This window comes from Salinisphaera sp. PC39, assembly GCF_040361335.1.
GTDB lineage: Bacteria > Pseudomonadota > Gammaproteobacteria > Nevskiales > Salinisphaeraceae > APNM01.
This window is the reverse complement of record NZ_APNM01000009.1, coordinates 110,207-136,422: the sequence shown is the minus strand read 5'-3', so window position 1 is coordinate 136,422 and position 26,216 is coordinate 110,207. Positions and strand designations below refer to the sequence as shown.

General features: G+C 65.1%; 21 protein-coding genes and 1 pseudogene. 5 read left to right on the top strand and 17 right to left on the bottom strand.

Annotated elements, in window-relative coordinates:
• Positions 1-68: 68 nt before the first annotated feature.
• From PC39_RS10560 to PC39_RS10480, 17 genes and pseudogenes are all read right to left on the bottom strand, one after another.
• Positions 69-3,305, bottom strand: a complete 3,237-nt coding sequence (locus tag PC39_RS10560; RefSeq protein WP_353253349.1) for an efflux RND transporter permease subunit — start codon at positions 3,303-3,305, stop codon at positions 69-71.
• Complete coding sequence (locus PC39_RS10555) at positions 3,299-4,816, bottom strand: efflux RND transporter periplasmic adaptor subunit (protein WP_353253348.1); 1,518 nt, start codon at positions 4,814-4,816, stop codon at positions 3,299-3,301. Before PC39_RS10555 ends, PC39_RS10560 begins: the two co-directional genes overlap by 7 nt.
• On the bottom strand, positions 4,809-6,191 hold the full coding sequence (locus tag PC39_RS10550; RefSeq protein WP_353253347.1) for a TolC family protein: 1,383 nt from the start codon (positions 6,189-6,191) through the stop codon (positions 4,809-4,811). Before PC39_RS10550 ends, PC39_RS10555 begins: the two co-directional genes overlap by 8 nt.
• A gap of 531 nt (positions 6,192-6,722) precedes the next feature.
• Entirely contained in the window at positions 6,723-7,184 is a 462-nt protein-coding gene (locus tag PC39_RS10545) for a MerR family transcriptional regulator (protein ID WP_353253346.1), read from the bottom strand.
• A 135-nt stretch (positions 7,185-7,319) separates the two neighbouring features.
• Positions 7,320-9,734 (bottom strand): heavy metal translocating P-type ATPase, encoded by a 2,415-nt coding sequence (locus tag PC39_RS10540; protein ID WP_353253345.1) that lies wholly within the window; start codon positions 9,732-9,734, stop codon positions 7,320-7,322.
• Positions 9,735-9,797: 63 nt separating this feature from the next.
• Positions 9,798-10,106: a P-II family nitrogen regulator gene (locus tag PC39_RS10535; RefSeq protein ID WP_353253344.1), complete on the bottom strand. Its 309-nt coding sequence runs from the start codon at positions 10,104-10,106 to the stop codon at positions 9,798-9,800.
• Positions 10,107-10,152: 46 nt separating this feature from the next.
• Positions 10,153-13,275: an efflux RND transporter permease subunit gene (locus PC39_RS10530; RefSeq protein WP_353253343.1), complete on the bottom strand. Its 3,123-nt coding sequence runs from the start codon at positions 13,273-13,275 to the stop codon at positions 10,153-10,155.
• A gap of 11 nt (positions 13,276-13,286) precedes the next feature.
• The gene (locus PC39_RS10525) at positions 13,287-14,870 is read right to left on the bottom strand and encodes an efflux RND transporter periplasmic adaptor subunit (protein ID WP_353253342.1); all 1,584 of its coding nucleotides are present in this window, start codon (positions 14,868-14,870) and stop codon (positions 13,287-13,289) included.
• Positions 14,867-16,207: a TolC family protein gene (locus PC39_RS10520; protein WP_353253341.1), complete on the bottom strand. Its 1,341-nt coding sequence runs from the start codon at positions 16,205-16,207 to the stop codon at positions 14,867-14,869. Before PC39_RS10520 ends, PC39_RS10525 begins: the two co-directional genes overlap by 4 nt.
• Entirely contained in the window at positions 16,204-16,743 is a 540-nt protein-coding gene (locus PC39_RS10515; protein WP_353253340.1) for a DUF411 domain-containing protein, read from the bottom strand. The genes PC39_RS10520 and PC39_RS10515 overlap by 4 nt, the downstream gene beginning before the upstream one ends.
• A 634-nt stretch (positions 16,744-17,377) precedes the next feature.
• Complete coding sequence (locus PC39_RS10510) at positions 17,378-18,040, bottom strand: class I SAM-dependent methyltransferase (protein ID WP_353253339.1); 663 nt, start codon at positions 18,038-18,040, stop codon at positions 17,378-17,380.
• Positions 18,041-18,073: 33 nt separating this feature from the next.
• Entirely contained in the window at positions 18,074-18,928 is an 855-nt protein-coding gene (locus PC39_RS10505) for a copper resistance protein B (protein WP_353253338.1), read from the bottom strand.
• Positions 18,921-20,801 (bottom strand): copper resistance system multicopper oxidase, encoded by a 1,881-nt coding sequence (locus tag PC39_RS10500; protein ID WP_353253337.1) that lies wholly within the window; start codon positions 20,799-20,801, stop codon positions 18,921-18,923. The genes PC39_RS10505 and PC39_RS10500 overlap by 8 nt, the downstream gene beginning before the upstream one ends.
• Before the next feature lie 54 nt (positions 20,802-20,855).
• Entirely contained in the window at positions 20,856-21,575 is a 720-nt protein-coding gene (locus PC39_RS10495; protein WP_353253336.1) for a c-type cytochrome, read from the bottom strand.
• Positions 21,576-21,662: 87 nt separating this feature from the next.
• Entirely contained in the window at positions 21,663-21,944 is a 282-nt protein-coding gene (locus PC39_RS10490) for a hypothetical protein (RefSeq protein ID WP_353253335.1), read from the bottom strand.
• A 312-nt stretch (positions 21,945-22,256) separates the two neighbouring features.
• A complete protein-coding gene (locus PC39_RS10485) occupies positions 22,257-22,604 on the bottom strand; it encodes a hypothetical protein (protein WP_353253334.1) in 348 nt (115 codons plus the stop codon).
• Positions 22,605-22,760: 156 nt separating this feature from the next.
• Positions 22,761-22,953: pseudogene (locus PC39_RS10480) on the bottom strand (hypothetical protein); the annotation flags it as partial.
• A 65-nt stretch (positions 22,954-23,018) separates the two neighbouring features.
• Between PC39_RS10480 and PC39_RS10475 the strand changes: the two are divergent.
• The 5 genes from PC39_RS10475 (at position 23,019) to merF (ending at position 26,199) form a co-directional block, all read left to right on the top strand.
• On the top strand, positions 23,019-23,645 hold the full coding sequence (locus PC39_RS10475) for a cytochrome c oxidase assembly protein (RefSeq protein ID WP_353253333.1): 627 nt from the start codon (positions 23,019-23,021) through the stop codon (positions 23,643-23,645).
• Positions 23,646-24,799: 1,154 nt separating this feature from the next.
• Positions 24,800-25,198, top strand: a complete 399-nt coding sequence (locus PC39_RS10470) for a MerR family transcriptional regulator (protein ID WP_353253398.1) — start codon at positions 24,800-24,802, stop codon at positions 25,196-25,198.
• An 89-nt stretch (positions 25,199-25,287) separates the two neighbouring features.
• On the top strand, positions 25,288-25,650 hold the full coding sequence (locus PC39_RS10465; RefSeq protein ID WP_353253332.1) for a mercuric transporter MerT family protein: 363 nt from the start codon (positions 25,288-25,290) through the stop codon (positions 25,648-25,650).
• A 27-nt stretch (positions 25,651-25,677) separates the two neighbouring features.
• The gene (merP, locus tag PC39_RS10460) at positions 25,678-25,977 is read left to right on the top strand and encodes a mercury resistance system periplasmic binding protein MerP (RefSeq protein WP_353253331.1); all 300 of its coding nucleotides are present in this window, start codon (positions 25,678-25,680) and stop codon (positions 25,975-25,977) included.
• 6 nt (positions 25,978-25,983) lie between these two features.
• On the top strand, positions 25,984-26,199 hold the full coding sequence (merF, locus tag PC39_RS10455) for a mercury resistance system transport protein MerF (protein ID WP_353253330.1): 216 nt from the start codon (positions 25,984-25,986) through the stop codon (positions 26,197-26,199).
• The last annotated feature ends 17 nt before the right edge of the window (positions 26,200-26,216 follow it).

Below are 26,216 nucleotides of genomic sequence, written 5' to 3'. Positions count from 1 at the left end.
GGCTGGGCCCGGGGTCTGTCGCCCGCCGGTTTATCCGGCACGCGAGTCTCTGTTTCGAGTAGCGGCGATCATGCGCCACGATGTCCTCCGGATCTGGTTGTGCCCGACTCCGTATCGGCCACCTGCGGCAAGCCGCGCCCCCGCCAGAACGAGTAGATGGCCGGGAACACGATCAGCACCATGATCAGCGCCGAGGCCACGCCGCCGAGCATGGGCGCGGCGATGCGCTTCATGACGTCGGCGCCGGAGCCGGTGCTGAGCATGATGGGCACCAGGCCCATGAACAGCGCCAGGCCGGTCATCAGCATGGGGCGGATGCGGTGGCTGGCGCCGACCTCGATCGCCGCGAGCAGGTCGGTGCGGCTGTGGATCAGATCTTCGTTGCGGTAGCGCAGCCAGGCGAGGTCCAGGTAGACCATCATCAGCAGGCCCAGCTCGACGGCCAGACCGGAGACCGCGATGATGCCCACGGCCACCGCCACGGACAGCTTGTAACCCAACAGCCAGAGTAGCCAGACGCTGCCGACCAGCGAGAACGGCAGGCTGAGCATGATGATCGCGGTCTCGATCAGCGAGCCGCGGTGCATGAACAGCATGAAGAAGATCAGGCCGATGGTCAGCGGCACCAGGATCTGGAGGCGCGCCTTGGCCCGCTCGTAGTACTTGAACTGGCCGGCCCAGGCCAGGCGGTAGCCGGGCGGCATGTCGACCTTGTCCTCGACCACCCGCTTGGCTTTCTCCACGTAGTCGGCGATGCCGATGTCCGACTTGACGTCGACGAACACGAAGCCGGCGAGCTGGCCGTCCTCGTCGCGGATGCTGGGCGGGCCGGTGGTGAACTCGATATCGGCCACTTGGGAAATCGGGATTTGCGCGCCGTCGGCCGTGGTGATCAGGGTGCGCTCCAGCGACTGGATGTCGTCGCGGAAATCCCGCGCGTAACGCACCAGGATGTCGTAGCGTTCGCGGCCCTCCACCGTCTGCGACACGGCGCGACCGCCCATGGCGGCGACGATTACGTCCTGGACGTCGCCGACGTTGAGCCCGTAGCGGGCGGCGGCCGCCCGGTCGACGGTGAAATCCAGGAAATAGCCGCCGGTTGTGCGCTCCGCGAAGGCGCTGCGCGTGTACGGCGCGGTGCGGGGATCGGCCTGCAGCGCCTGCTCGATGGCGATGCCGGTGGATTCGATCTGCTCCAGGTCCGGGCCGAGCACCTTGATGCCCAGCGACGAGCGGATGCCGGTGGCCAGCATCTCGGTGCGGGTCTGGATCGGCATCCACCAGATGTTGGGCATGCCGGCGAAATCCATCGCCTGGTCCATCTCCTGGATCAGCTTGTCCCAGGTCATGCCCTCGCGCCACTGCGCCTTGGGCTCGAGCATCACGTTGATCTCGAACATGGACAGCGGCGCGGGATCGGTGGCGGTGGTCGCGCGGCCGACCTTGCCGAATACCCGCTTGACCTCGGGGAACTCCATCAGCCGCCGGTCCATGGTCTGCAGGGTCCGGTTGGCCTGCTCGATGGACATGCCGGGCAGGGCGGTGGGCATGTACAGGATCGAGCCCTCGTTGAGCGGCGGCATGAATTCGCTGCCAAGCTGCTGGTAGACCGGGACGGTGGCCACCAGGGCCGCCGCGGCCAGGCCGATGACGAACCAGCGGGCGTGGACCGCCGCCCGGATCACCGGCATGTAGGCCCGCTGCAAGGCGCGGTTCAGCCGGCTCTTGTCGCCGCGGATCTTGCCGCGTATCAGCAGCACGGCCAGCGCCGGCACCAGCGTGACCGACAGCAGCGCGGCGAAGAACATGGAATAGGTCTTGGTGTAGGCCAGCGGTTTGAACAGCCGCCCCTCGCTGCCTTCCAGGGCGAACACCGGCAGGAACGACACCGCGATGATCAGCAGCGAGAAGAAGATGGACGGACCCACCTCCTGCATCCCCTCGATTATCACTACTGTGCGTGACTTGGCGCGCTCCTCGGGGGGCGCCTCGCCGGACTGCCAGGCGGCCAGCCGCTTGTGGATGTTGTCGATGATCACGATCGCCGCGTCCACCATGGCGCCGATCGCCACGGCGATGCCGCCCAGCGACATGATGTTGGCGGTCAGTCCCTGGTAGTACATGGGGATGAAGGCCAGCAGCACCGCGATCGGCAGGGTGATCACCGCCACCAGGGCCGAGCGCAGGTGCAACAGGAACACCAGGATCACCAGGGAGACGATGAGCATCTCCTCGGCCAGGATCCGCGTGAGCGTGTCGATGGCGCGCTTGATCAGATCCGAGCGGTCGTAGACCGGCACGATCTCCACGCCCTCGGGCAGCGAGGCCCGGACCTCGTCCAGGCGCTGCTTGACCCGCTCGATCACGTCCAAGGCGTTCTCGCCGTAACGCATCACCACGATGCCGCCCACGGTCAGGCCCTCGCCGTTGAGATCGGCCTGGCCGCGGCGCATGGCGGGCCCGAGCTGGATGTCGGCGACCTGGTCGAGCGTCACCGGCGTGCCGCCGGGCCCGGCGCCGAGCGCCACCTTTTTCAGGTCGTCGACGGATTGCACATACCCGCGGCCGCGGATGAAGTGCTCGTGCCCGGCGACCTCCAGCACCCGGCCGCCGACGTCGTTGTTGGAGTCGCGGACCGCGTCGATCACCCGGTCCAGGGAGAAGCCGTAGGACGCCAGCTTGTTGGGGTCGACGTTGACCTGGTACTCCTTCTCGTAGCCGCCGACCGAGGCCACCTCGGCAACCCCGTCGACCGCCTCCAGGGCGTAGCGGATGTTGAAGTCCTGGAGGCTGCGCAGCTCGGCCAGGTTCTGGTTGCCCGAGGTATCCCGCAGGGCGTACTGGTAGACCCAGCCGACGCCGGTGGCGTCCGGGCCCAGGGTGGGATTGACGCCCTCCGGCAGATCCTTGGATGCCGAGTTGAGGTATTCCAGCACCCGCGAGCGCGCCCAGTAGATGTCGGTGCCGTCCTCGAAGATCACGTAGACGAAGGACAGGCCCATGAAGCTCTGGCCGCGCACGAAGTCGACGTTGGGGGCGGCCAGCAGGGTCGTGACCAGCGGATAGGTGATCTGGTCCTCGACAAGATCCGGGCTGCGGCCCGGCCACTCGGTGAACACGATCACCTGCACGTCGGACAGGTCGGGGATCGCGTCCAGCGGCGCGCCGTCCAGCGAGCGCCAGCCCCAGACGGTGGCCGCGGCCACCAGCATCAGAACCAGCAATGGATTGCGGGCGCAGTACGCGATCAGTCGCTGGATCCAGTCCGGCCGGTCGCCGGCGCCATGTGTCTTTTCGCTCACCATTGCTTGATCCCCGTCTTCAGGCGCGTCTCGGCGTCGATCAGGAAATTGCCGGAGGTCACGACGGTTTCGCCGGCCTCCAGGCCCGAGGCGACCTCGATATAATCTTCGGTACGCTGGCCGGTCTCGATGCGGCGGGGTTGCAGGCGGCCGTCGCCCAGATCGACGAACACCACGCGCGCGTCACCGGAGAACAGCACCGCCGACTCCGGTACCGCCAGGCGCTCGCCCAGATCCGCCTGAAGGCGGACTTGCGCGTACATGTCCGGCTTCAGGCGCCCGTCCGGGTTGGGCAGGGACAGACGGAGCTGGCCGGTGCGGGTCTGTCCCTGTAGGTAGGGATAGACGTAGTCCACCTTGGCCTGATAACGGGCGTCCGGCAGGTAGGGCAGGGTGACCTCGGCCGTCATGCCCGCGTGGACCAGCGGCAACTCGCTGTCGTAGACCTCGGCGTCGACCCACACGGTGGACAGATCGGCGATGCGCATCAGGGTCTGGCCCTTGTTGACGGCCGAGCCCTCGACCACGTTTTTCTCCACCACCGTGCCGGTGGCGGGCGCCTGAATGGGCAAGTACTTGATTGGTTCGCCGCGCCGCTCGATCGCGCGTACCTGCGCCGGTGCGATATCCCACAGCATCAGCCGCTGGCGGGCGGCCTTCAGGAGGCTGTCGCCGGGGCCGCGGCGGGACAGCCGCTGGCGAGTCTCCAGGTACTCCTGCTGGGCCGAGAACAGCTCCGGGCTGTAGATGCCGAACAGCACCTGGCCGCGCTCGACCTGGGCGCCGACGTAGTCGACCTGCAGATCACCGACCCAACCGTCGTACTTGAGCGTGACATCGCTTACGCGGGTCTCGTCGTAGACGATCTCGCCCACGGCGCGGATTTCGCGCACCAGTCGCTGCCGCTCGACTTCCGTCGTTTCGAGACCGATGAGCTGGCGCCGGCGGTTGTCGAGGTTGATCGTGGGCATGTCGGAAGCCGCATCGGCTGCTTGCCCGCCTGAATCCGTTTCGCCCGCGGCCCCGCCGTCGATGCGCCGGCCGCCGGTGTCGAGCTCCAGGCCGGTCCGGCCGGTCGCCATGTCGAAGGCGATCTGCGTCTTGCCGAGGCCGTCTTTCGCGATCTTCAGCGTCAACGGCCAGGCGCCCTTCATCGAGAGCTCGAAGGGGCCCGTGTAGCGTCCCGGCTCGGTCTCTTCGAGATCGGCGGGGGCGTGCATGGCGGGCATGCTGCCCATCGCCGGCATGGTGGCCACGGCCTTGATCCTGGCCCCGGAGACGGGGTTGCCGTCGGCGTCCTCCAGCAGGACGCCCAACCGGTTCTCGCCCACCACCGGCGTCTCGGGGGAGACGGTCACCGACAGGCGGAATGGCCCGGATTGATAGGTGGGCGCCTCGGCCAGGGACACGGATCCGGCGTCGCCGCCCGTGTCTCGCAAAAGCGACCAGCCAACGATGCTGGCAGCGATGACCAACAGGGCCGCCAGGCCCAGGGCCAGGACTTTCTTACTCATAGGAGGGCTCCAGGGTATTCATGGGACCGGGCGTCGACGTGGCCGGCAGGTCGGCGGCGGTCCAACGCTGCAGATCGCCGATCGCGGCGAAGTGGTCGGCGCGCACGCGCGCCAGGTTCAGCTCCGCGTCCAGCTTGTTCCTTTCCGCATCGATCACGGCCAGGAACGAGCCGCCGCCGGCGCCGTACTCGGCGCGCGCGGCGCTCAGGTTCTCCCGCGCCAGCGGGACCAGCTCGTTCTCGTACAGGGCGATGCTGTGTTGGGCTTCTTCGGCCGCGGCGTGCGCCTGCTCCAGTTGGCTGAGCAGTTGCGCGCGCCGGTCGGTGAGTTCGAATTCGAGGCGCAGGGTGTCGGCCTTGGCCTCATCAAGCCGGGCGCGGTATTTGTCCCGGCTCAGCGGCAGGCTGATGCCGGCGCCGACGATCCAACGCTTCTCGTCGGCGTCCCATAACTTGTTGTAGCCGCTGAAGACCTTGAAGTCCGGGTAGAACTCCTTCCGCGCGACGGCCTCGCGATCCTGGTTGGCGGCGATACGACGTTGGATCCGCGCCAGCTCGGGGTGGGACGACAGCGCCTGGTCCCGCATTCTTTCGTAGGGAGGAAGGCTTTGTGGCTGCGGCAATCCGGCGGGCTCGGCCAGCGATTCGGTCGCCGGGCGGTTGAGCAAGGCGTTGATCTTTGCCCGCACCCCGCGCTTGGCGCGCTTTAGCTGGATGGCTTGGTGCTCGAGACGCTGCAACTCGACCTCGGCCTGCAGGACATCCTGTTGCCGGGTCAAGCCGGCGGCGTAGCGTTGCTCGGCCACCCGTCTCAGCTCGTCCACCAGCTCCCGATTGTCGGCGTTGATCGCCAACGCCCGGTGCACGTAGCGCCATTCCGCGTAGGCGGCCTTGGCGGCCGCGGCCAGGCGCAGGCGCAGGGCGGCGACGTTCTCGGTGGCGGCGGCCGCCTCCTCGCGTGCAGCCTCGGCGCGCAGGCCGAGCGTGCCCGGCCAGGGAAAGGATTGGCTGATCTCGACGCGGAAATTGGTGCCCCGGTCGCGACCGGTCGGGGCATCGAGCCCGTCGATCGTCTCCGGCGCCACGGCCCCCGACAGCTGCGGATCGGGCAGCGAGCCGGCGGGCACGACGCGCGCCTCGGCGGCGTCGACGGCGGCACGCAGGGCGTCCAGGCCCGCGTTGTCGGACAAAACACGTTCGACGAGGTGATCGGCGTGCAGACGCTGTCCCTCGGGGAGCGTCTCTTGTGCCGCCGCTGTCACGCTCACAAAGACAAGAGCGATCAGGGCACCTAGGCCCCACGGGGAAACAGAGCCGGCCGTCCCCCTTACAGGATTACGTGCGGCATAGCGCCGCGTCGTATTGCCATGAGGCATGGTTCATCTCCAGAACTGGCGAAAGCTCGGCACGAGCCAATCGTGCCGACGCGCGGGTTAGCTCTGGAGACGTAGCGGAGGTCGGAGCAGCTCGGCTTCGTGGGCGGGTAGAGCACTCGCGGGCTTGGGGCTGAGGCGCTCGCCGGAGGGAACTAGGTTATGAGAGGACAGAAGATCGGAATCAAGCACGGCTATGCCACCGACGGCGCAGGGCATCGTGCAGGCCGAGCCATCGTCGCAATCGCACGTGTCGTCGTCCATCGCCGGTTGGTTCAGTGCCGTGCCTTGCGCTGGTGAGGCGGCGTCTGCCGCGACATCACCTCCGGCCTGCTGCATAGTCTGGCAATGCGGCATGCCAAGCGAGGAGGCCAGCGCCGGCAGCGGCACTGAGGCCGCCAAGACCAGGATGAATAGCAATCGCAAGTGTCGCAAAGGTTGGCGCTGCTGCCTCATAATGCGTCGCATATTACGCCTGGACCATAGTACGGAGTCAATAGCTGTACGCCACACTCGATTAATCCAGGCACGCGATCATTGGTCGAGGCGATCGCGTAGGCGCACCGGCCCTGGCGGGGCCGATGATGCCATCTCGGGCGGCGCGGTGTCACTGTTCAAGGCCTCTATGATCGGACAACCCGTGACAGGGCCGCTCCCGGAGCAGTGAGCAAGGAGCTCGGTGAGCACGGAACGCATGTGTTGCAAATCCTTGATCCGCGCCTCGACCTGTGAAAGCTTGGTTTGCGCAATATCTTTCACTTCGGCCCGGTCGCCGCCTTCCTGCAAACGCAGGAGTGTAGCGATTTCACGAAGCGTGAAGCCGAGCGTTTTCGCGCGACGAATGAAACGGAAACGCCGCACCTCATCCGGCGAATACTTCCTATAACCGGCCTTGGTGCGGGGCGGTTTCGGCATCAAGCCGCGCCGCTCATAATAGCGAACGGTTTCCACATCGGAGTCTGCCATCTTTGCAAGTTGGCCAATCGAATAAGTCATGGCACGACGCCTCCTGATTTGATAACTAAGTTACAGCAAGCCTTACGTTTCGGAAGAATGTGGGCTCCCGACAGAAAGCCACCGTTGACCAGCGCGCCGAGGATCTTGGTCCGATACCAGCCGAATCTGTGCACGTCACACTTCCTGACGGCGTAAGCGTAGGGCGTTGCCTACCACCGACACGGAGCTGAACGACATTGCTGCCGCCGCGATGATGGGCGAGAGCAGAATGCCGAAGAACGGGTAGAGGATTCCGGCTGCGACGGGCACCCCCAGGCTGTTGTAGACGAAGGCGAAGAACAGGTTCTGCTTGATGTTACGCATGGTTGCCCGACTGAGTTTGATCGCGCGCACGATGCCTCGCAGGTCCCCCTTGACCAAGGTCACGCCGGCGCTTTCCATGGCCACATCGGTGCCTGTGCCCATGGCGATGCCGACCTGGGCCTGAGCCAGGGCGGGTGCGTCGTTGATGCCGTCACCGGCCATGGCCACGAACCGGCCTTCGGCCTGTAGCGACTTGACCTTCTCGGCCTTTTGCTCCGGCAAGACCTCGGCGAGCACTTCGTCGATACCGAGCCGGCCGGCGACCGCACGCGCGGTGGTCTCGCTGTCACCCGTCAGCATCGTGATGCGCAGCCCGGCCTCGTGCAACGCCCGTATCGCATCCGGGGTGGTCTCCTTGACGGGATCGGCGACGGTGACAAGCCCGGCTGGCCGCCCGTCCAGGGCCACGAACATGGCTGTCTTGCCTTCGGCGCGAAAGGTTTCCGCGCGCTCAGCCAGCGCCTCGGCATCCACGTCCAACATGCGCATCAGGGCGCGGTTACCCAACGCCACCTCGTGACCGCCGACCTGGCCCCGGACGCCCTTGCCCGTAATCGACTCGAAGCCCGTCGCGCGCTCCGGTGAGACGCCGCGCTCTTCCGCGCCCTGGACGATGGCCGCCGCCAGCGGGTGCTCACTGCCGCGCTCCAGTCCGGCTGCCCAGGCCAATACCTGCTCCTCGTCGAAGCCAGTGGCTGCGAACACGTCCTGAAGATGCGGCCGGCCCTCGGTGAGCGTGCCGGTCTTGTCCACGATCAAGGTGTCGACCTGGCGCAGGGTCTGGATGGCCTCGGCGTTCTTGAACAGCACGCCCAGGGAGGCGCCTTTGCCGCTGGCCACCATGATGGACATGGGGGTGGCCAGACCCAGGGCGCACGGACACGCGATGATCAGGACCGCTACGGCATTGATCAGGGCATAGGCCATCGCCGGCGCGGGGCCCCAGATCCCCCAAACGATGAAGGTGATCACGGCGGTAACGACCACTGCCGGCACGAAATAACTCGCTACCACGTCCACCAGGTTCTGTATGGGTGCTCGGCTGCGGCTCGCCTCGGCGACCATCTGCACGATTTGCGAGAGCAGGGTGTCGCTGCCCACGCGCTCCGCCTCGATCACCAGTGAGCCCGTGCCGTTCACGGTGGCGCCGATAACCCTGTCGTCTGCGCCTTTCTCGACGGGGATGGGTTCGCCGGTGATCATTGATTCGTCCACCGAGGAGCTGCCTTCGAGCACCACGCCGTCCACCGGCACCTTCTCGCCGGGGCGCACCCGTAGCTTGTCGCCGAGCTGCACCTGTTCCAGTGGTATATCTTCCTCGGTGCCGTCCGAGTTGACGCGGCGTGCGGTGTTGGGCGCCAGACCCAGCAGGGCCTTGATGGCCGCATTGGTCTGGCTGCGTGCGCGCAGCTCCATGACCTGGCCGACCAAGACCAGGGTGACGATCACGGCGGCGGCCTCGAAGTACACCGCCACGCGTCCGGATTCGTCCTGGAACGACGGTGGGAAGATGTGCGGGAAAATGGTGGCGACAACGCTATAGACGTAGGCCACGCCGACCCCCAGGGCGATCAGCGTGAACATGTTGAGATTCCAGGTCGCCACTGAGCGATAGCCACGCTCGAAGAATGGCCAGCCACTCCACAGCACCACGGGTGTGGCCAGCGCCAGCTCAAGCCATATCCCGATCTGGTGGGGAACGAATGCCTCCATCTCGACGCCCGGGATATATCCCCCCATGGCCAGAATTACCACCGGCACGGTCAGCAGCGCACCCACCCATAGGCGCCGCGTCATGTCCTTGAGCTCAGGGCTCGCCTGATTCTCGGCGGTGACGGTCTTCGGCTCCAGCGCCATCCCGCAAATCGGGCAGTCGCCCGGCTCTTCCCGCTCGATCTCCGGATGCATCGGACAGGTATAGATCGTGCGCGTGAGCTGCGGGGTCTCCGGCTCCAGCGCCATGCCGCACCTGGGGCAATTGCCGGGCCGGTCCTGCGCGACGCCCTCGCACATCGGGCAGACGTAACGCGTGCCGGCCGGGGCGGGTTCGGCATCCCGGGGTGCAGGGTGCAGATAGCGCTCGGGCTCGGCCGAGAACTTGTCCCGGCACCGCTCGCTGCAGAAAAAATAGGTCTTGCCGGCATGTTCCAGACTGGGCGCGCTGGCCGGGTCGGCCACCATGCCGCACACGGGGTCTACATGCTCGGAATCGTTTGGCTCTTTCATGCCGAATCTCCCAAAGTGATCAGTCCGTGGCCTTGATGGAATGGCCGTCACTGCCTCGAGCCACTAGTCCTGATAATCACGGATGTGCCATACCATCTCGGCCGGCAAGACCGCAACGATGCCGTCGGTCTTCAATCCCTTGTGCGCGGTCCGGGCGATCGTTCTCGCGATCTCGGTGGCCCTGTCGGCGTCGGTGAATATCTCCACGCGCACGCAGTCCGTCATGGTGTCCTTCGCGAAGTAATTCCGGTATTCCCCGAAGCCGTGTGTGGCTGAGACCGACATGCCGGGCACGCCGAGTTCCATCAGCGCCTGTTCCACATTGTCCAGCTCCAGGGTGGGGAAGATCGCGGTCACTTTCCGGTAGTTCATGGTTTCACCTGTCATTTCGATGACGTGACGTCGTTGCCGTCCGGCGTCATGAGTTCAGGGAGTATCCTTTCCAGACGTAGTACACCGTCGGCAGCACCAGCAGGGTGAGCAGGAAAGCGCTGACCATGCCACCGACCATGGGCGCAGCGATGCGCTGCATGACCTCCGAGCCGGTGCCGCCGCCGTACATGATCGGCAGCAGACCGCCGATGACCGCCGCGGCGGTCATCGTCACCGGTCGAACGCGCAGCACGGCCCCCTGCAGGACGGCGTCCCGCAAAGTGTCCTTATCCGGTCGTATCCCTTGCCCGTCGCATTCGGTGCGCATGCGGGCGTGCGCCTGATTGAGGTAGACCAGCATGATCACGCCGATCTCCACGGCCACGCCGGCCAGCGCGATGAAGCCGACGCCCACCGCGACCGAGAAGTTGTAGCCGAGCAGGTACATCAGCCAGATAGCGCCGATCATCGCCAGCGGCAGCGTGCCCATGATGATGGCGACTTCCCAGGCGCTGCGGAAATTCAGATATAGCAGCACTGCGATGATGGCGAGTGTCAAGGGCACCACGTAGGTGAGCTTCTCCTTGGCCCGCTCCATGTACTCGTACTGGCCGGACCAGGTCACGGAATAGCCCGCCGGTAGATCGAGCTCGTCGGCCACCGTGCGACGCGCTCGCTCGACGTAGCTGCCCACATCCACCCCGTCGATGTCGACATAGGTCCAGCCGTTCAGGCGGGCGTTCTCGGTTTTGATGGCGGGTGGGCCGTCCTCGATGTAGACCCTGGCGACGTCGCCGACGGCGATGCGCTGGCCGCTCGGCGTGACCAGCGGCATCCGTGCCAGCTGCTCGGGAGAGTCCCGGTAATACTGCGGATAGCGCAGGTTGACCGGGAACCGCTCAAGCCCCTCGATGGTTTCCGTGAGGTTCATGCCACCGATAGCCGTGGCGAGGACCTGCTGAATATCGTCGATGTTCAGACCATAGCGCGCCGCCTTGGCGCGGTTGATATCCACTTTGATATAGCGACCGCCGGACACCCGCTCCGAATAGACCGAGGCGGTCCCGGGCACGTCCGCGAGAATCGTTTCCAGCCGCTGTCCGATGCGCTGGATCTCGGCGAGCTCCGGTCCCGCGACCTTGATGCCCACCGGGGTCTTGATGCCGGTCGCCAGCATGTCGATGCGGGTCTTGATCGGCATGACCCAGGCATTGGTGACGCCGGGGAAGCGCACCAGCCGGTCCAGCTCCTTCCTCAGGTCCTCGGTGGTCAGGCCCTCCCGCCATTGCTCGCGCGGCTTCAGCTGGATGAAGGTCTCGATCATGGTCAGGGGCGCCGGGTCGGTGGCGGTCTCGGCGCGCCCGACCTTGCCGAACACGGTCTCGACCTCCGGCACCGTGCGGATGAGCTTGTCGGTCTGCTGCAGCAGCTCGCGCGCCTTACCGATGGAGATGCCGGCGTAGGTGGTTGGCATGTACATCAGGTCGCCCTCATCCAGTGGCGGCATGAACTCGCTGCCGATCCGGTCTACCGGCCAGAACCCGACCAGGGTGATGGCCAGCGCCCCCGCGAGCGCCGCTTTCGGGTGGCGCAGCACCGTGCGGAGCACGGGCCGGTAGGCGCCGATCAGCAGGCGGTTGACCGGGTTGGCATGCTCGGGCATCACCCGCCCCCGGATGAAATAGCCCATGAGCACCGGCACCAGGGTGACCGCGAGCGCGGCGCTGGCCGCCATCGCGTAGGTCTTGGTGAAGGCCAGCGGCGAGAACATGCGGCCCTCCTGCGCCTCCAGGGTGAACACCGGCAAAAAGCTCACGGTGATGATCAGCAAGCTGAAGAACAGGGCCGGTCCCACCTCCGATGCCGAGTCGGCGACCACGCGCCAGCGGTTCTCGGGGGTCAGCGGGGTACGCTCCATGTGTTTGTGCATGTTCTCGATCATCACGATGGCGCCGTCGATCATGGCGCCGATGGCGATGGCAATGCCGCCCAGCGACATGATGTTGGCGTTCAGCCCCTGCCAGTGCATGACGATGAAGGCCACGAGTATGCCCACCGGCAGGCTGAGGATCGCGACCAGCGACGAGCGCACGTGGAACAGGAACACCACGCACACCAGTGCGACAACGATGAATTCCTCCAGCAGCTTGTGCCAGAGCGTCTCCACCGCACGCTCGATGAGGCCGGAGCGGTCGTAGACGGTGACGACTTCCACCCCTTTCGGCAGGCTGGCTTCGAGCTTCGCCAGCTTGTCCTTGACGCCGGCGATGGTTTTCTGCGCGTTCTCCCCGAAGCGCATGACCGCGATGCCGCCGACGGTCTCGCCTTCCCCGTTGAGCTCGGCCACGCCGCGTCGCATCTGCGGGCCGACGCCGATGTCGGCCACGTCCTTGAGCAGCAGCGGCGTGCCGTTCACGTCGAGCCCAAGTGGGATATCGGCCAAGGCGTCGGTGCTCTGGATGTAACCCGTGGCCCGCACCATGTATTCGGCCTCGGCCATCTCCACGACGGAGGCGCCCACTTCCTGGTTGCCGCGCTGGACGGCCTTCTGAATGTGCGACATCGGGATGTCGAAGGCGCGCAACTTCTCCGGGTCGACCGTGATCTGGTACTGCTTCACCATGCCGCCGACCGTGGCCACCTCGGACACGCCCGGCACGGTCTGCAACTCGTATTTGAGAAACCAATCCTGCAGCGTGCGTAGCTGACTGAGGTCGTGCGCGCCGGTCCGGTCCACGAGGGCGTAGATATAGACCCAGCCGACGCCGGTGGCGTCCGGTCCGAGTTGTGGCCGTGCGTTTGCGGGCAGATCGGGTGCCACCTGGGACAGGTACTCCAGCACGCGCGAGCGCGCCCAGTACATATCCGTGTCCTCGTCGAAGATCACGTAGACGTAGGAGTCGCCGAAGAAGGAGAAGCCCCGCACGGTTATCGCCCCCGGCACCGACAGCATCGCCGTGGTGAGCGGGTACGTCACCTGATCCTCCACGACTTGCGGCGCCTGGCCGGGGTAGCTCGTCTTGACGATCACCTGCACGTCGGAGAGGTCCGGTATCGCGTCGACCGGCGTGTTTTTCAGCGAGTAGACACCCGCCCCGACCAGGATGACGGTGGCCAGCAGCACCAGAAACCGGTTGCCGATCGACCAGCGGATGAGAGATTCAAGCATCTCGGGGCTCCTTAGCTGCCGTGGCCGTTATGTGCGCTGTCCGGTTCCGGCTCACGCTCGTGACCGGCCCCCGGAGCATCGGACGACTCCGGCTGGCGTGCTGCCCCGGATCCGTCCTGCGCGGCAGGGCCGCCCTCGTTGCCGGGAACATGCAGGCCCGTGATGCGGTGCTTCCCCTCGTCGTCCTCGGTGATCTCGACGTGCACCCGCATCCCCGTCTCGAGTAGGGAGAGGTTGACCGCCTCATCGACGGTGAAATCCATACGCATCGCCGGCCATTGCCAGGCCTCGATCGTCTCGTGCTCGAGCGTGACCATGCGATGCGCGGGCATCAGCGCCTCGACGCGCGCCTCGGTCCAGACCGAGCCGGGGCGTTCGTTGCCTTCCTCGCCGTGGTGCAGTCGCTTAAAATCCGAGGTCTTGCTGGATTCCGAGTCGATCAGGAACTGGGCCGAGGTCACGACGAGCTCACCCGCCTTCAGACCGGCCAGGATCTCCACGCGGTCGTCACCGATGCGGCCCGCCTCCACCTCGATCGACTTGAACCGACCGTCGCCCAGTGCGAGCACGACCCGAGGCTTGCCGCCGGTGCGGATCAGGGCCTCGCGTGGGATCAGCAGAGCCTCGTCGCGCCGGCGGGCGCTGATGGTGATCTGCGCGAACATGTCGGGTTTGAGCGCGTGGTCCGGATTGGCGAAGCGCATCCGCACGCGGGCGGTGCGGGTCTTGGGGCTGATGTCGGGATAGATGTAATCGACCTCACCGGTCCATCGCCGGTCCGGCAGGTAGTCGAGGGTCATGGTCACCGGGTCATCTTCCTCGATCAGGGAGACTTGACGCTCGAACACCTCGCCGACCACCCATACCTCGTCCAGGACGCCGATGGACATCATCGTCAGGTCCGGCTTGACGAACATGCCTTCGCGAATCCTGAGATCGTCCACCACGCCGGATTGCGGTGCGTACACTGTGACCATCTGCCGCACCTGCCGGTCGGTTTTCAGCTTTGCGATGGTGGGCCCAGGCACCTTCAACGCGGCAAGACGCTCCTCGGCGGCACGGATCAGGCGCGTGTTGTTGCGGCTCAAGGCAAGCAGCAGCTCTTCTTGGGCGTTGACCAGAGTAGGGGAGTAGATCGCATACAGCGCCTCGCCCTGGCGGACCGGATCGCCCTCGGCCTTGATGTGGAGTTTCTCGATCCAGCCGTCCACCCGGGAATGGATGTGCGTCAGGCGATCCTCGTCGTATTGGACATACCCCACAGTCCGGATCGAGTTGTCAAAGGCGCCGCGCTCAACCGGTGCTGAGCGTACACCCAGGTTGTTGATCACGTCGGGCGAGATGCGCACCGTCCCGGGGCTGTCCGCAGCGGTGCCGTCCTCGTACACAGGGATCAGATCCATGCCCATGGGCGACTTGCCGGGCTCGTCACGCCGGTAGCTCGGGTCCATCGGGGCGACCCAATACAGTGGCTCGGGTTCGCCGTCGACATCGGCCGCGGTTCCCGAGGGTCCGGCGGGCCACAGCCATGCGCCGGCGGCGCCTGCCAGTGCACCCAGTGCGATCAGCAGGGGATAGGTCACGCGGTTGCTCATGGGGCAATTCCTCGGTTCAATTCGGAAACGCGCTGCGCGTCGCTGGGCGCTTGCGCGAGCAGATAGTTGATCTGGGCGATGGTCTTCAGGCGTTCCACCGTGACCGTGAGCGCCTCGATCTTCGCGTTGAGCTCGTCGATATGCGCACGGACCGCCTCGGCGAAGTCGCCGTCGTCGTTGTAGTAGGCGGTCAGCGACGCCTCGGCCTGTTGGCGCATCTGCGGCAGGAGCCGGCGGTTGAAAATGGCCTCGCGCTGGTCGAGGCGTACCAGCCGGTCCCGTGCCTCGTCGAGCTGTGCCACCAATTCACGGACCAGCAGCGATCTATCGGTCATGGCCTCCTCGGCGCGCGCCCTGGCGGCCGCCAGCTCCCGGTCCTGACGCTTGTCGGTGAAGATGGGGAGATCGAAGGTGACGCCGACCGAGAACAGGTCGGCCCGATCCCGACCGGTGGGCTCATCGTCGCGGTAACCGTACTGCGCCGTGATGTTCCATTCCGGACGGTATTTCTGTCGGGCGAGGTCGACATCGGTGCGCACTGCGTCGATGCGGCGATCAACGGCAAGCAGGGCCGGATGCCGACGGACATGCTCGTACCAGGTTTGACGGGAGGGCGAGCGGGAATCGGTCAGCAAATCCGGGGCGGCGGGCGCTATCCGGGGCAGTGTCGTATCGAGATCGCCTCCCGCGACTGGGCCGATCCATTCGGACAATCGCTGCTGCGCGACGTCCTTTTGCTGGCGCAGCGCAGTGAGCCGGTCCTCAAGGCGGGTGAGCTCCAGCTGCGCGCGTATCACGTCATGTTGGCGCGTGCGCACGAGGGCGGCCGAGTACTTTGCCTCGGCGGCATCGACCAGATGCTCGAACAAAACCCGATCGCTCTCGATCAACCGAATGCTCTCCTGGGCTCGAAACGCATCCAGCCACAGCCGGGAGACGCTGGCGGCCACCCTGGCCCTGCGGTCCGCGCGCAGCAGCGGCTGCTGTGCGGCAAGCTGCTCCTTCCGGCGCCGGGCCAGCGACCGGCTGTCGCCGCGCGGCAACGTCTGACTGATGCCGACCGAAAGCTGCGTCATCGCCTCCTGGTCGAGATCGAACGTGTCGGTGGGCAGGTTGCGAGCGGCTAAATTGACCTTGGGATCCGGCAGCTGCGCGGCGGCCACGGCCTCGTTCGCCAGGGCGGACTCGCGCTGCCGGCTGCCGGTCAGCCACGGATCCTGCTCGATCGCGATCCGAACCGCCTGATCCAGGCCCAAGGCGTTGTTGCCGGCATACGCCGGCAGCACGGCCCCGCTGAGGCCGAGCGCCAGTAGCAGGGCAGACGCGGGGAATCTCATCGTTGTCGCTCCGTCGAGTATTGCTGGTCCGGGCTTGTCACCGAGGCATACACCCGGCTCGTGCCCCCCTTTTCCAGCAACAGCACGTCGTACGGCATGAACCTGTCACCGGACTCCATGCCCGGACTGCCGAGTGGCATGCCCGGCACAGCGAGGCCGATGGCGTCGTCGGGAGGATCCGCAAGGAAGCGTTGGATGAGCCGTGCGGGAATATGGCCCTCGAAGACGTAGCCGCTTTCGGATATCGCGGTGTGGCATGAACGGTAACGGGGCTCGATACCGAATTGCCTTTTGACGGCACTCATGCGCCCTACAGGCCGGCTCACGGTTGCAAATGCAGCGTGTTCCACGTGGGCCATCCACTGGCCGCAACACATGCACGAGAGACTTTTGTATACCGTCAAGGCTGACCGGTCGGTCGCCTCCTGAGCGGCCGCCTGCGTCAATGTCTCGTTCTCGCCTGCGATATCGCACGCAGCGAGGGCAAGCGGCATGATCAGGCTCAACCGGAGCCGGTTCTTGCGTAAGATCGCCATGAGCATCTCCGAGGCTGCACTGGCCGTTAAAAGACCGCAGCGTCTTGGTTGGTCGGCTAATGCGACCCGGGTTGACGTGCGTTGCTACGCGTCTGGCGGACGGATGCCGCCCGAGAAGTCAGGCAATAGGGGGTCGGAAGGGCGGGGAGATGTGGGTCGCGGGCGATAGGACGTAAAGACAAACGGGAGCGGTCGCCGCGGGCCGGATCAGGCTGGAGGTGAAACGCGAGGGCAGTGCGACCGCCAGACAGCCTTGCATCAGGCAACCGTCGTTGACTCCGGTCCCGCAACACGATGACGAGTGCACGGCACTGGCCTGAACGGCCAGCTCCGGTGCCGAATCCGAGGCCGCCATTCGGGAATGGTGGTGATCGCTTGCAGGAGGGGCCTCGGTCACGGGATCGGGACCGACATGGTTCTTGTCGCAGGCATTGGGCACCGCCGACTGGGCGGCTTGGCCAAGCAAAGCCAGCGACAACAGCAATGTCCCTGCAATCCGTTTCAATGGGTCGTCCACGACATCAATTTCACGATGGCAGTATCGCTTATTGCCGGAGGGAAGGAATTGACATGGATCAAATCCCCGTCAACCGATCCAGATAGCTGACGCAAGGCAGGCTCAGTTGGCTGGCGTTCAGGATCGGATCGCACTATAGAAGCCAAGCGTGCCGAAAATCGTATTCAACTGCCCTTGCTGGCTCACGGCTGTGAGGCCGGCGTTCGCAAGGTATGTCGGCAGTTGCCCCTTCACGTTGTCACGTGTGGTCTCGAAACCGTCCAGGAGCTGGATGGCGAAGAACAGTCCGCGCATGAGGGCGTTGGCCGGCTGCCCCCAATCGGCGATGTGTAGCTCCCCTCCAGGCCTGAGCACCCGCCGGATCTCATTCAGAGTGCCCTGCTTACCGTCCTGGTCGAGGTGATGGAAGAACAGGCTAGAGACGACTCGGTCGAAACTCGCATCCTGGTAAGGCAGCGCGTTGGACAGGCCCTGATCGAACCGTATGTCGATTGCGGCAACCTGCGCCTTGCGTCGGGCGCGGTCAAGAATCTCGGGGTCGCCGTCGAGCCCGGTAACTTCCGCGCCCGGGCATGTCTGTTTGATCAAGATCGCCAGGGTGCCGGTTCCGCAGCCGATATCAAGTACTTCGTGGCCACTTTCGATGCCCGCCAGAGCGATCAGCCGCTGCTTGAAGGTCCGCTCGCGCACAGTGAGCGCAACCACGGGGTCGTAAAAGCGCGTGAGCCAGGCGAAGCGCAAGGCGTGCAGGTAGGCGACGTTCGACTCATGCTCTTTCATGCGTGTTTCCTCAAGATATGGGGCGGCATGGCGTCAGTACCACATCCGGACACCGATCACGAACGATGTGCTCGAGGTGGGCTCGCCCTCGCGCTCCGCGATGTCCTTGGTATCGCCATAGAGCTGTTCCCAGCGCACGCCGATGTAAGGTGCGAACTCACGTTTGATCTCGTAGCGCAGGCGTAGGCCGGCCTCGGTGTCGTTGAGTCCGCTGCCCAGGCCCAGCTCGGGGACGTCATCGGCGCTGGCGTTGATCTCCAGCCGCGGCTGCAGGATCAGCCGCTGAGTGAACAGCAGCTCGTACTCGAACTCGCCGCGGAAGCTCAGGTCGCCGTCCTCGCTGAGGAACAGGGCGGTATCGGACTCGAACCAATAGGGCGCCAGGCCCTGCACGCCGAGCACGGCATAACCGGTGTTCGGGTTGGGGTTGGTGTCGTAGCGCAGGCCTACCTGGGCACCCCAGAACGGAGCGATGGTGCGGTTGTACAGGGCCTGGAACTCGGTGTTTTCGGGGCCGCCGCCATGAGTGGGCCCCTCGCCCTCGGTCTTCCACCAGAACTTGTGTATATCGCTGCCGATCCAGCCCTGGGCATCCCAGAGATAGGTATTCGCCTCGTCGCTGTCGCCGTATTCCAGCCGGTCGATCAGACTGAAAGCGAAGGGCTTCGAGTCCTTGATGAAGTTCGTCCACTCGGCCGGTGCCCCGCTAAACGGCGTTCGTGCACCGGGCGGCGCGATGACATCGGGGTCTGTGACCTTGCCGGGCAGCTCGCGCTCCTCGTCGCCCGTGTTGGTCCGCTCGGTCGCCTCGACCCCGGCGGCTGCCGTGGCCAGCGTAATCCCCAGCAGCAAGGCCGTGCTCATGGAAGAGAAAATCGTCTTACGCATTGTTCTCTCCTTTTTTCTCGGCAGGGATCACGCGGACCACGCGGAACATGCCCATATCCATGTGATAGAGGAAATGGCAGTGGAAGGCCCAGCGGCCGGGCTCGTTGGCCGTTACCAGGAGCGAGACCCGCGATCCCGGCAGCACGCTGATGGTGTCCTTGAAGGGCAGATATTCGCCCTGGTCGTTCTCCAGCTCCATGAACATGCCGTGCAGGTGGATGGGGTGCTCCATCATGGTGTCGTTGACCATGATCAGCCGCACGCGCTCGCCGTAGGGGAAGTCGATCGGGCTGTCGGCGTCGGTGTACTTGACGCCGTCGAACGACCACATGTAGCGCTCCATGTTGCCGGTCAGGTGGATCTCGACGGTGTGGCTCGGCTCGCGCCGGTCCACCATGCGCTTGGTATTGCGTAGCTGGCTGTAGGTGAGTACCCGGTGGGGGGCGTCCTGCAGGCCGGTGCCGCGCTCGGCCAGGCGGTCGCGCTGGACTTCCGCAACGCTGATATTGCCGGGGCCATGCCAGTCCGGGCCATGGCGGGCGACGATCGGGCCGGCCGGTTCCATCATGGCGACGCTATCGTCCGCGCCCATGCCCGACATCGGGTGGTCGCCATGCTTCATGGCGCCCATGTCGTGCCCCTTATGTTGCATGCCGGGCCTGGCTTTGTTGCCGTGCTGCGATCCGCCCATGCCTGCCATGTCCATGTCGTCCATGGCCATGCCCATGTCGATCATGGTGCGGGATGGCGGCTCGCGCAGTGACGGCACCGCCGCGCTCATGCCGGGGCGGGGTGCCAGGGTTCCCCGGGCATAGCCGCTGCGGTCCATGGATTCGGCCATCAGCGTGTAGGCGGAGCCGGTCTTGGGCTGCACGATCACATCGAAGCGCTCAGCCACCCCGATCTGGAACTCGTCGGTCTCTACGGGCTCCACGTTCTGGCCGTCCGTGGCCACCACGGTCATCGGCAGGCCCGGGATGCGGACATTGAAGTAGCTCATGGCCGACGCGTTGATCACGCGCAGGCGCACCTGCTCGCCCGGCGCAAACAGCCCGGTCCAGTTGGCCTCCGGGTGCATGCCGTTCATCAGGTAGGTGTAGGTGTAGCCGGTGACATCGGCGATGTCGCGCGGGCTCATGCGCATGTTCCCCCACGCCAGGCGATCGTGCAGGGTTGCGCGCCAGCCCGCCTTGGACACGTCCTCCACGAAGTCCCCGACGGTGCGCTTATTGAAGTTGTAGTAGTCGCTCACCTTCTTGAGCTTCGCCATGACCCGGTGCGGATCCTCGAAGGTCCAATCACTGAGCACCACGACGTATTCGCGGTCGGCGGGGATATGATCCTCGCGGCTCTTTGGATGGATGACCAGCGGGCCGTACTGGCCGAGCTGCTCCTGCACGCCGGTGTGGCTGTGGTACCAGTAGGTGCCGTACTGGCGCACCGGGAAATGCGCCTCGAAGGTGTCGCCCGGGTCGATGCCGGGGAAGGCCACGCCCGGGACCCCGTCCATCGTGAATGGCAACAGGATGCCGTGCCAGTGGATGGAGGTCGACTCGTCCAAGTGGTTGTGCACGCGCAACAGGGCATTCTTGCCCTCCCACAGCTCCACGAGGGGGCCGGGCAGGGAGTGGTTCATGGTGATTGCGGAAGCCTGGCCGCCGGCGATATCGATCGTCTCGCGGCGGATGTGAATATCCATGGCCACGTCCCGCGCGGCGCCGCCGGGCACGCGCGCGGCAGTCCCGGTGAGGTGGCGGCCGTCACGGGCGCGGGCATAGGCCGGCAGCAAGGCCTCCAGGCCGGCGAGCACGCCGGTGCCGCCGAGTGCCTGCAACAGGCGTCGGCGGTGAGTGTCGTGGTGTCGATGCGTCATCGCTCACTCCGTGATGGGAACAAATCGATCGTTAACTGCGACTTGATTTCGGACTCAGTGTTGGTGGTCATGACCATCGTCGCCATCCGCATGAGGACTCGCTTTCTCGTGGTGTTCGTCAGACGGGCCGGCTGATCCTTCCTCATGCGGATGCGCCTCGGCAGGGGAATCCTGTGGGTCGTGATGGCCCGGCGCGCTTTGCGTTTCGCCCATGGCGTCGTTGCTATGCCGATGCCCGTGGCCGTCATCGGCGGGCGCCGTGTGCTTTGCCTCGGCCACGAGGGTCTCGTAGGTTTGCGGCGATGCACCCGCGATGCGGTCCAGAAAGGCCACCAGCGCCCACAGTTCCTCGTCCTCGTGGGTCGGCCCGAAGGCCGGCATGCCCGTCATGCGCACGCCGTTTTTAATCACCCAGAAAGCCTCTGCCGGGCTGCGGTGTGGGATCAGTTCCACTAGGTTCGGCGGTGGCGGGTACAGGCCCTGGCTGACCGGTGTCGGCGACTGTCCCGGCGGCGTATGGCAGCCGCTGCACATAGCGAGATAGCTGCGTGCGCCGCGCAGCACCTGCTCGGAGGCACCCAAATCTGCCGGCACTTCGATATTCGTCGAGCGGCGCTCGACCGAGCTGGCGTAGGTGCTGTGGAGTAACCACGCCACGGGCGGCGGGTCCGGGTAGGTGGCGGCCACGTTCATGAATCCGCCGAGCGCCCAGGTCAGGGCAACCGCGCCGACTAGGGCAACGGAGAATAGGCCACCGAGTGCATACTTACGCATGATTTACTCCTGCAAAGGGTTCGAAGCGGTCAATGGCGACGTGCCGGCGCCGTGCCTAATGCGGGCAAGAGGTGCTGGCAATCCGCATCAACGCCCCGCCCGCTGCTCAGGCAGGGTCATGGGGCCGAATAGAAGCTTGAGTGGCGCTTTCCCTGCCATATGGAGTTCGACGATCACGCGAAACGGGGTGGTCGCCGGGGGAGAGGCCGCCGCGGTCAAATGCGTGCCCTCACGGCTCAGTGGCATGTCTTTCGAGCCGTCATCGCTCCAGATTAGGATTTCACCTGACACGACTTCGTCGACGACCGACTGATTGCCGGGATCGCGGAGGTAGATGTCGAGCCGCTCGGGCTTCGCCACGAGTTCCACTCTGACGTCGCCAGCGGTTTGGACCAGGCCGCCGTGCTTCGGCCAGGCGCGGTCGGGCCAATCCGGGGTATGAGCATGAACCGGGCCCATCGCCAGGCTTGTAAGCGCCAGAGCCAGAACAACTAACAGGCCCGGGCGTCGGACCGGAGTATTAGGCTGGCGGATGCTCCTGTGTTCCGGCTCGACAAGCCGTTTCTTCCCGGGTCGTCCGGGCAAGCCTGCCGCCCGTCGGGCAGGGGATGTAGGGGGCATGGTCGTCTCCCGTCGTCAATGATCGTTGGTCATGCGCCAAAGCGCACGACCGCCGGCAGATCACGAACGGGAGATAGACGGGGGTCTCTCGAGAGGGTCCTTGTGAGCCAGGGCGAGATTTGCGGGCGAGCGCGGACCCAACTTTTCGGTGGTCGTCGATTGCGTCTCTTCGCTGACCATCTTGCCGACCGACGCGGCGCAGTGTCCGCAGTGCATGCCTTGCGGGCAATGGCAATCGGCCGTGTCGCCGTCGGCGTCCTGCGCGTGCGTGGCATGCCCCATGTCCGCATGGGAAACGTTACCGGGGGAGGTGCCGTGGCAGTCGGGCAACGCGAACGCTTGCCCGGCGACGGCCAATTGGCCGGCTAGCACGAGCACAACGGCGACTATTCGAACGGCCCGGCTCATGTTCGGCGATGAATCGTGAACGCTTTCATAGCTTGCGCAGTATAAACCCTAGACTATGGTTCGGAGTCAAATGCCATCCATCTAGGCGTACTGCCATCGCTAGGCAGTGACCGCGTCCGTCGGAAGTGCGGGTGACAGGAAATCACCCTGACAGGCTCAGGCACCCACCCTCGCCACCGCGTCGAAGAACACCCCGGACGTTCCCACAGCGAGTTCACGAAGATGGCGGTAACGCTGGCCGCCATGGCCCATACGGGATAGATCAGCCCCATATCGCCAGCTGGGTGCCGATGCCGTTGAACAGGAATGCCAGGCTTACGTTCTGGAGCATCTTCCGATAGCCCCAGCGATGTCACCCGGAGCAAACTTTAGGTCAAGAGGCGGTTTCTCGATCCTGGAGGAAATCGGCAAGGAATGGCCGATCACCGTCGGCTGGATCGTCGAACGGGGGTGGTCGTGGCCACCGAGGTGCTGGTTTACCGGGAGTCGCGCGGCTGGGAGATACGCTATCCGTTCTTTAAGCCGCAGCATCAACGACCGCCAGCTGATACGGCTACGATCATGAGCGCAAGCGCGGCTCTACCCGACTGGTTGCGGCTTCTGGCGCCCTGGGAGCCGTTCTGGTCGCTGATCGCAGCCTTCGGCCTGGTACTGTCGTTGTATCTGCGCGGCCTGCGCCGACGCGGCCGACCGGCGGATGCGCCGAGCGCCATCGGCTTTTTGACCGGCTTGGCGGCGATGTACGCGGTGATGCAGACGCATCTGGATTATCTGGCGCAGTACATGTTCTTCGTGCATCGCGCCCAGCACTTGGTGTTGCACCATGTGGGCCCGTTCCTGATCGCCCTGAGCGCGCCCTCGGCGGTGCTGGCCGCGGGGTCGCCGAATTGGCTGCGCACTGCGTGGCGGAGACTGGCCGGCAGCCTGCCGGCACGCGCAATCTACCGCGTCGTGCAACAGCCGGTGGCAACATGGCTGGCGCCGGCCCTGTGCCGACGCATCGGCGAACCCTTCGAACAATTCCAGGTGCGCGGCGCCTAATCGCTCCCGGCAGCCCACAGAATCCGGAATGACTCCTGCCTAGGCGGCAGCCGGGGGTGGCACCGTTGAGGATGGGGCTCAGCAGGCCACTGTCCGATCGCAAATGGCATCCGGCATCCAATTTGACAGCCCGCCCAGGTCACAGTAGACATGCGCGTACGGGGGCGCGGGCGTCGGCTGCCTTCTGGGGTACGCAGAGGGAGGCAGACCGTCGCCCCGCCCGCGACCCAAACCCGCCGGTTCTCCGCAGCAGGGGGTAGGGTCAGCCGATCGTTAGGCGCCTCAATACGAAAGCGGCTTGTGCATCATGCGTTGCTCGTGGCGATACTAGCGAAAACGGTGAGCAGGGCGAGGTCTATGGCTTCAAGTGCTTTCATGGTCTTTTGTCCTTTGCATGCGTTGCGAAGTAGCTCTTCGGCACTGATGTGCGCTAGAAAGAGGTGACTGCTGCCGGGGTTAAGGCCCCGCAGTGGGCCACCCTGCGCTGGTGGCTTTACTCTTGTCCAAAGGTCTCACGCATGTAGCAGATCGCGGCACGAATCTCCTGCTCGGTGAGGCCGGGTTTGCCGCCTCTTTGGTCAGCACCCGTCCTCGGCGTTGAAGTTCGGCGCGCCGGGTACCAGCCCTCGCCATTGTCCCCGTGGCATGCGATGCACTTTGATGATAGACCTCTTGGCCGCGTTCTACGCCGTCGCCGCTCGCGCCCATGGCCACTGCCATGCCGGCAGTGGCCAGGACGACTGCGACCAGCCTCAAGGTAACGTGCCGACTCGGCTCGACTTTGGCCATCGCGTTGCCCTCAGTCGCTAGATTTCAGAAAGGCCTTGATATCCTCCGCGGTCTGGCCCGGGCTGTTGCCGATGATGCGCATGCTCGCCGCGCTTGAGCGTCGAGGCGATCCTGCCGTACACCTTCCGCGATCCCGCAGCGAAGACGCCTGGACGGCACCGAGGTCGCCCTCAAGTACGCCAACTTCGCCTTCGCCGACGAATATCTCCCATTTCACAGGTACTTGGGCCAGTAGGATTTATATAAAGTTTCTTTTGAGACGATACACTAGGGCGTTGACGGCACTGACCGTGGTAAAACACCCGGCGTAGGCTCTCAGTGACTCTATGGATACTTCAACAGCAGGTCGTGAGGTTGTGACCGATATCAAGCATGAGCTCACCATTGGCAAGGTGGCACAGGCTGCGGGCGTTAACCTCCAGACCGTACGTTACTACCAGCGGCGCGGTCTGATCGGGCAGCCGCCGAAGCCGCTCTCGGGCTACCGTCGCTACTCGCCGGCGACGGTGGATCGCATCCATTTCATCAAGCGCGCGCAAGCCCTGGGCTTTTCACTGGCCGAGATCGGCGAGCTGCTGGAGCTCGGCGATGGGTGCTGTGCAGACGTGCGGCGCGTGGCCGAACATCAGCGCGATCTGGTGGTGGAGCGGATCGAGGATCTGATCGCCATGCGTCATACACTGGACGAGCTTATCGAGCGCTGTTGCCAGGGCCGAGAGCCCGCTCATTGCCCCTTGATCGAAACCCTGTCCAAGCCCGAATAAGGCAGGTTCGGATTCGGGTTGACACGGTACCTACGTACCGCGTTTAGGCTTTGCTGCGTTCTTTGGAATATCGAATACGGAGCAAGGCCATGAACGATTCCACCCCGACTTCAAATCGCACCGCCTGGGCCCAGATTGGCGCCGTGCTGGCGGCGATCGGGGCCTCTCTGTGCTGTGTCGCACCGCTGGTATTGCTGTCCATTGGCGTGGGCGGCGCCTGGATAAGCTCGCTCACCGCGCTGGAGCCCTACCGACCGATATTTGTCCTCGCCACTGTGGCGCTACTGGGCTTCGCCGGGTGGCGGCTGTATCGCCGCGACGAGGATTGCGCGCCCGGTGAGGCCTGCACCAACCCGGCGGTCAAGCGCCGCCAGCGCCTGATCTTCTGGCTGGTGGCGTTGCCGGTGCTGGCCCTGCTGGCCTTTCCTTGGTACGCCCCGGCCTTTTTTTGAAGCCTGAATGTCCCGAGGAGTAACCCCATGAGACAACGCCGAATCTTTGCTTGCCTCACCGCAACATTGTTGCTGTTCGCGGCCTGGGCGCCGACCGTCGGCGCCCAGGCCGAGGAAACCGTGACACTTACAGTCGACAACATGACCTGCGCCATGTGTCCGATCACCGTGCGCAAGGCCCTGGAGCGGGTCGAGGGCGTTCAATCCGCCCAGGTCGATTTCGAGAGCAAGACCGCCACCGTGATCTACGACCCGGAGGTGGCGACGGTATCCGATTTGACAGAAGCCACGACCGACGCCGGCTATCCATCACAACGCAAGAAGTAGGACGCCATGACGCGTAACGACAAGCTGCTCGGCGCTGGCATCATCGGCACGGTCATCGCGGCCCTGTGCTGCTTCACGCCGGTACTGGTGATCCTGTTTGGCGTGGTGGGCCTGTCGGCGCTGGTTGGCTATCTCGACTACGTGTTGCTGCCAGCCCTGGTCTTCTTCATCGGCTTGACGATCTACGCCGTCTGGCGCCGCCAGTTCGCAGACAACTGTTGAATTTGTGTCTTTAGGAG

Excerpts from the sequence above, each read along its gene's own strand:
- PC39_RS10495 (WP_353253336.1), bottom strand. The coding sequence starts at position 21,575 with ATGCGTAAGTATGCACTCGGTGGCCTATTCTCCGTTGCCCTAGTCGGC.
- PC39_RS10560 (WP_353253349.1), bottom strand. The coding sequence starts at position 3,305 with ATGGTGAGCGAAAAGACACATGGCGCCGGCGACCGGCCGGACTGGATC.
- PC39_RS10520 (WP_353253341.1), bottom strand. The coding sequence starts at position 16,207 with ATGAGATTCCCCGCGTCTGCCCTGCTACTGGCGCTCGGCCTCAGCGGG.
- PC39_RS10540 (WP_353253345.1), bottom strand. The coding sequence starts at position 9,734 with ATGAAAGAGCCAAACGATTCCGAGCATGTAGACCCCGTGTGCGGCATG.
- PC39_RS10525 (WP_353253342.1), bottom strand. The coding sequence starts at position 14,870 with ATGAGCAACCGCGTGACCTATCCCCTGCTGATCGCACTGGGTGCACTG.
- PC39_RS10475 (WP_353253333.1), top strand. The coding sequence starts at position 23,019 with ATGGCCGATCACCGTCGGCTGGATCGTCGAACGGGGGTGGTCGTGGCC.
- PC39_RS10510 (WP_353253339.1), bottom strand. The coding sequence starts at position 18,040 with ATGAAAGAGCATGAGTCGAACGTCGCCTACCTGCACGCCTTGCGCTTC.
- PC39_RS10530 (WP_353253343.1), bottom strand. The coding sequence starts at position 13,275 with ATGCTTGAATCTCTCATCCGCTGGTCGATCGGCAACCGGTTTCTGGTG.
- PC39_RS10545 (WP_353253346.1), bottom strand. The coding sequence starts at position 7,184 with ATGACTTATTCGATTGGCCAACTTGCAAAGATGGCAGACTCCGATGTG.
- PC39_RS10550 (WP_353253347.1), bottom strand. The coding sequence starts at position 6,191 with ATGCCTCATGGCAATACGACGCGGCGCTATGCCGCACGTAATCCTGTA.
- PC39_RS10485 (WP_353253334.1), bottom strand. The coding sequence starts at position 22,604 with ATGAGCCGGGCCGTTCGAATAGTCGCCGTTGTGCTCGTGCTAGCCGGC.
- PC39_RS10500 (WP_353253337.1), bottom strand. The coding sequence starts at position 20,801 with ATGACGCATCGACACCACGACACTCACCGCCGACGCCTGTTGCAGGCA.
- PC39_RS10505 (WP_353253338.1), bottom strand. The coding sequence starts at position 18,928 with ATGCGTAAGACGATTTTCTCTTCCATGAGCACGGCCTTGCTGCTGGGG.
- PC39_RS10515 (WP_353253340.1), bottom strand. The coding sequence starts at position 16,743 with ATGGCGATCTTACGCAAGAACCGGCTCCGGTTGAGCCTGATCATGCCG.
- PC39_RS10535 (WP_353253344.1), bottom strand. The coding sequence starts at position 10,106 with ATGAACTACCGGAAAGTGACCGCGATCTTCCCCACCCTGGAGCTGGAC.
- merF (WP_353253330.1), top strand. The coding sequence starts at position 25,984 with ATGACGCGTAACGACAAGCTGCTCGGCGCTGGCATCATCGGCACGGTC.
- PC39_RS10555 (WP_353253348.1), bottom strand. The coding sequence starts at position 4,816 with ATGAGTAAGAAAGTCCTGGCCCTGGGCCTGGCGGCCCTGTTGGTCATC.
- merP (WP_353253331.1), top strand. The coding sequence starts at position 25,678 with ATGAGACAACGCCGAATCTTTGCTTGCCTCACCGCAACATTGTTGCTG.
- PC39_RS10465 (WP_353253332.1), top strand. The coding sequence starts at position 25,288 with ATGAACGATTCCACCCCGACTTCAAATCGCACCGCCTGGGCCCAGATT.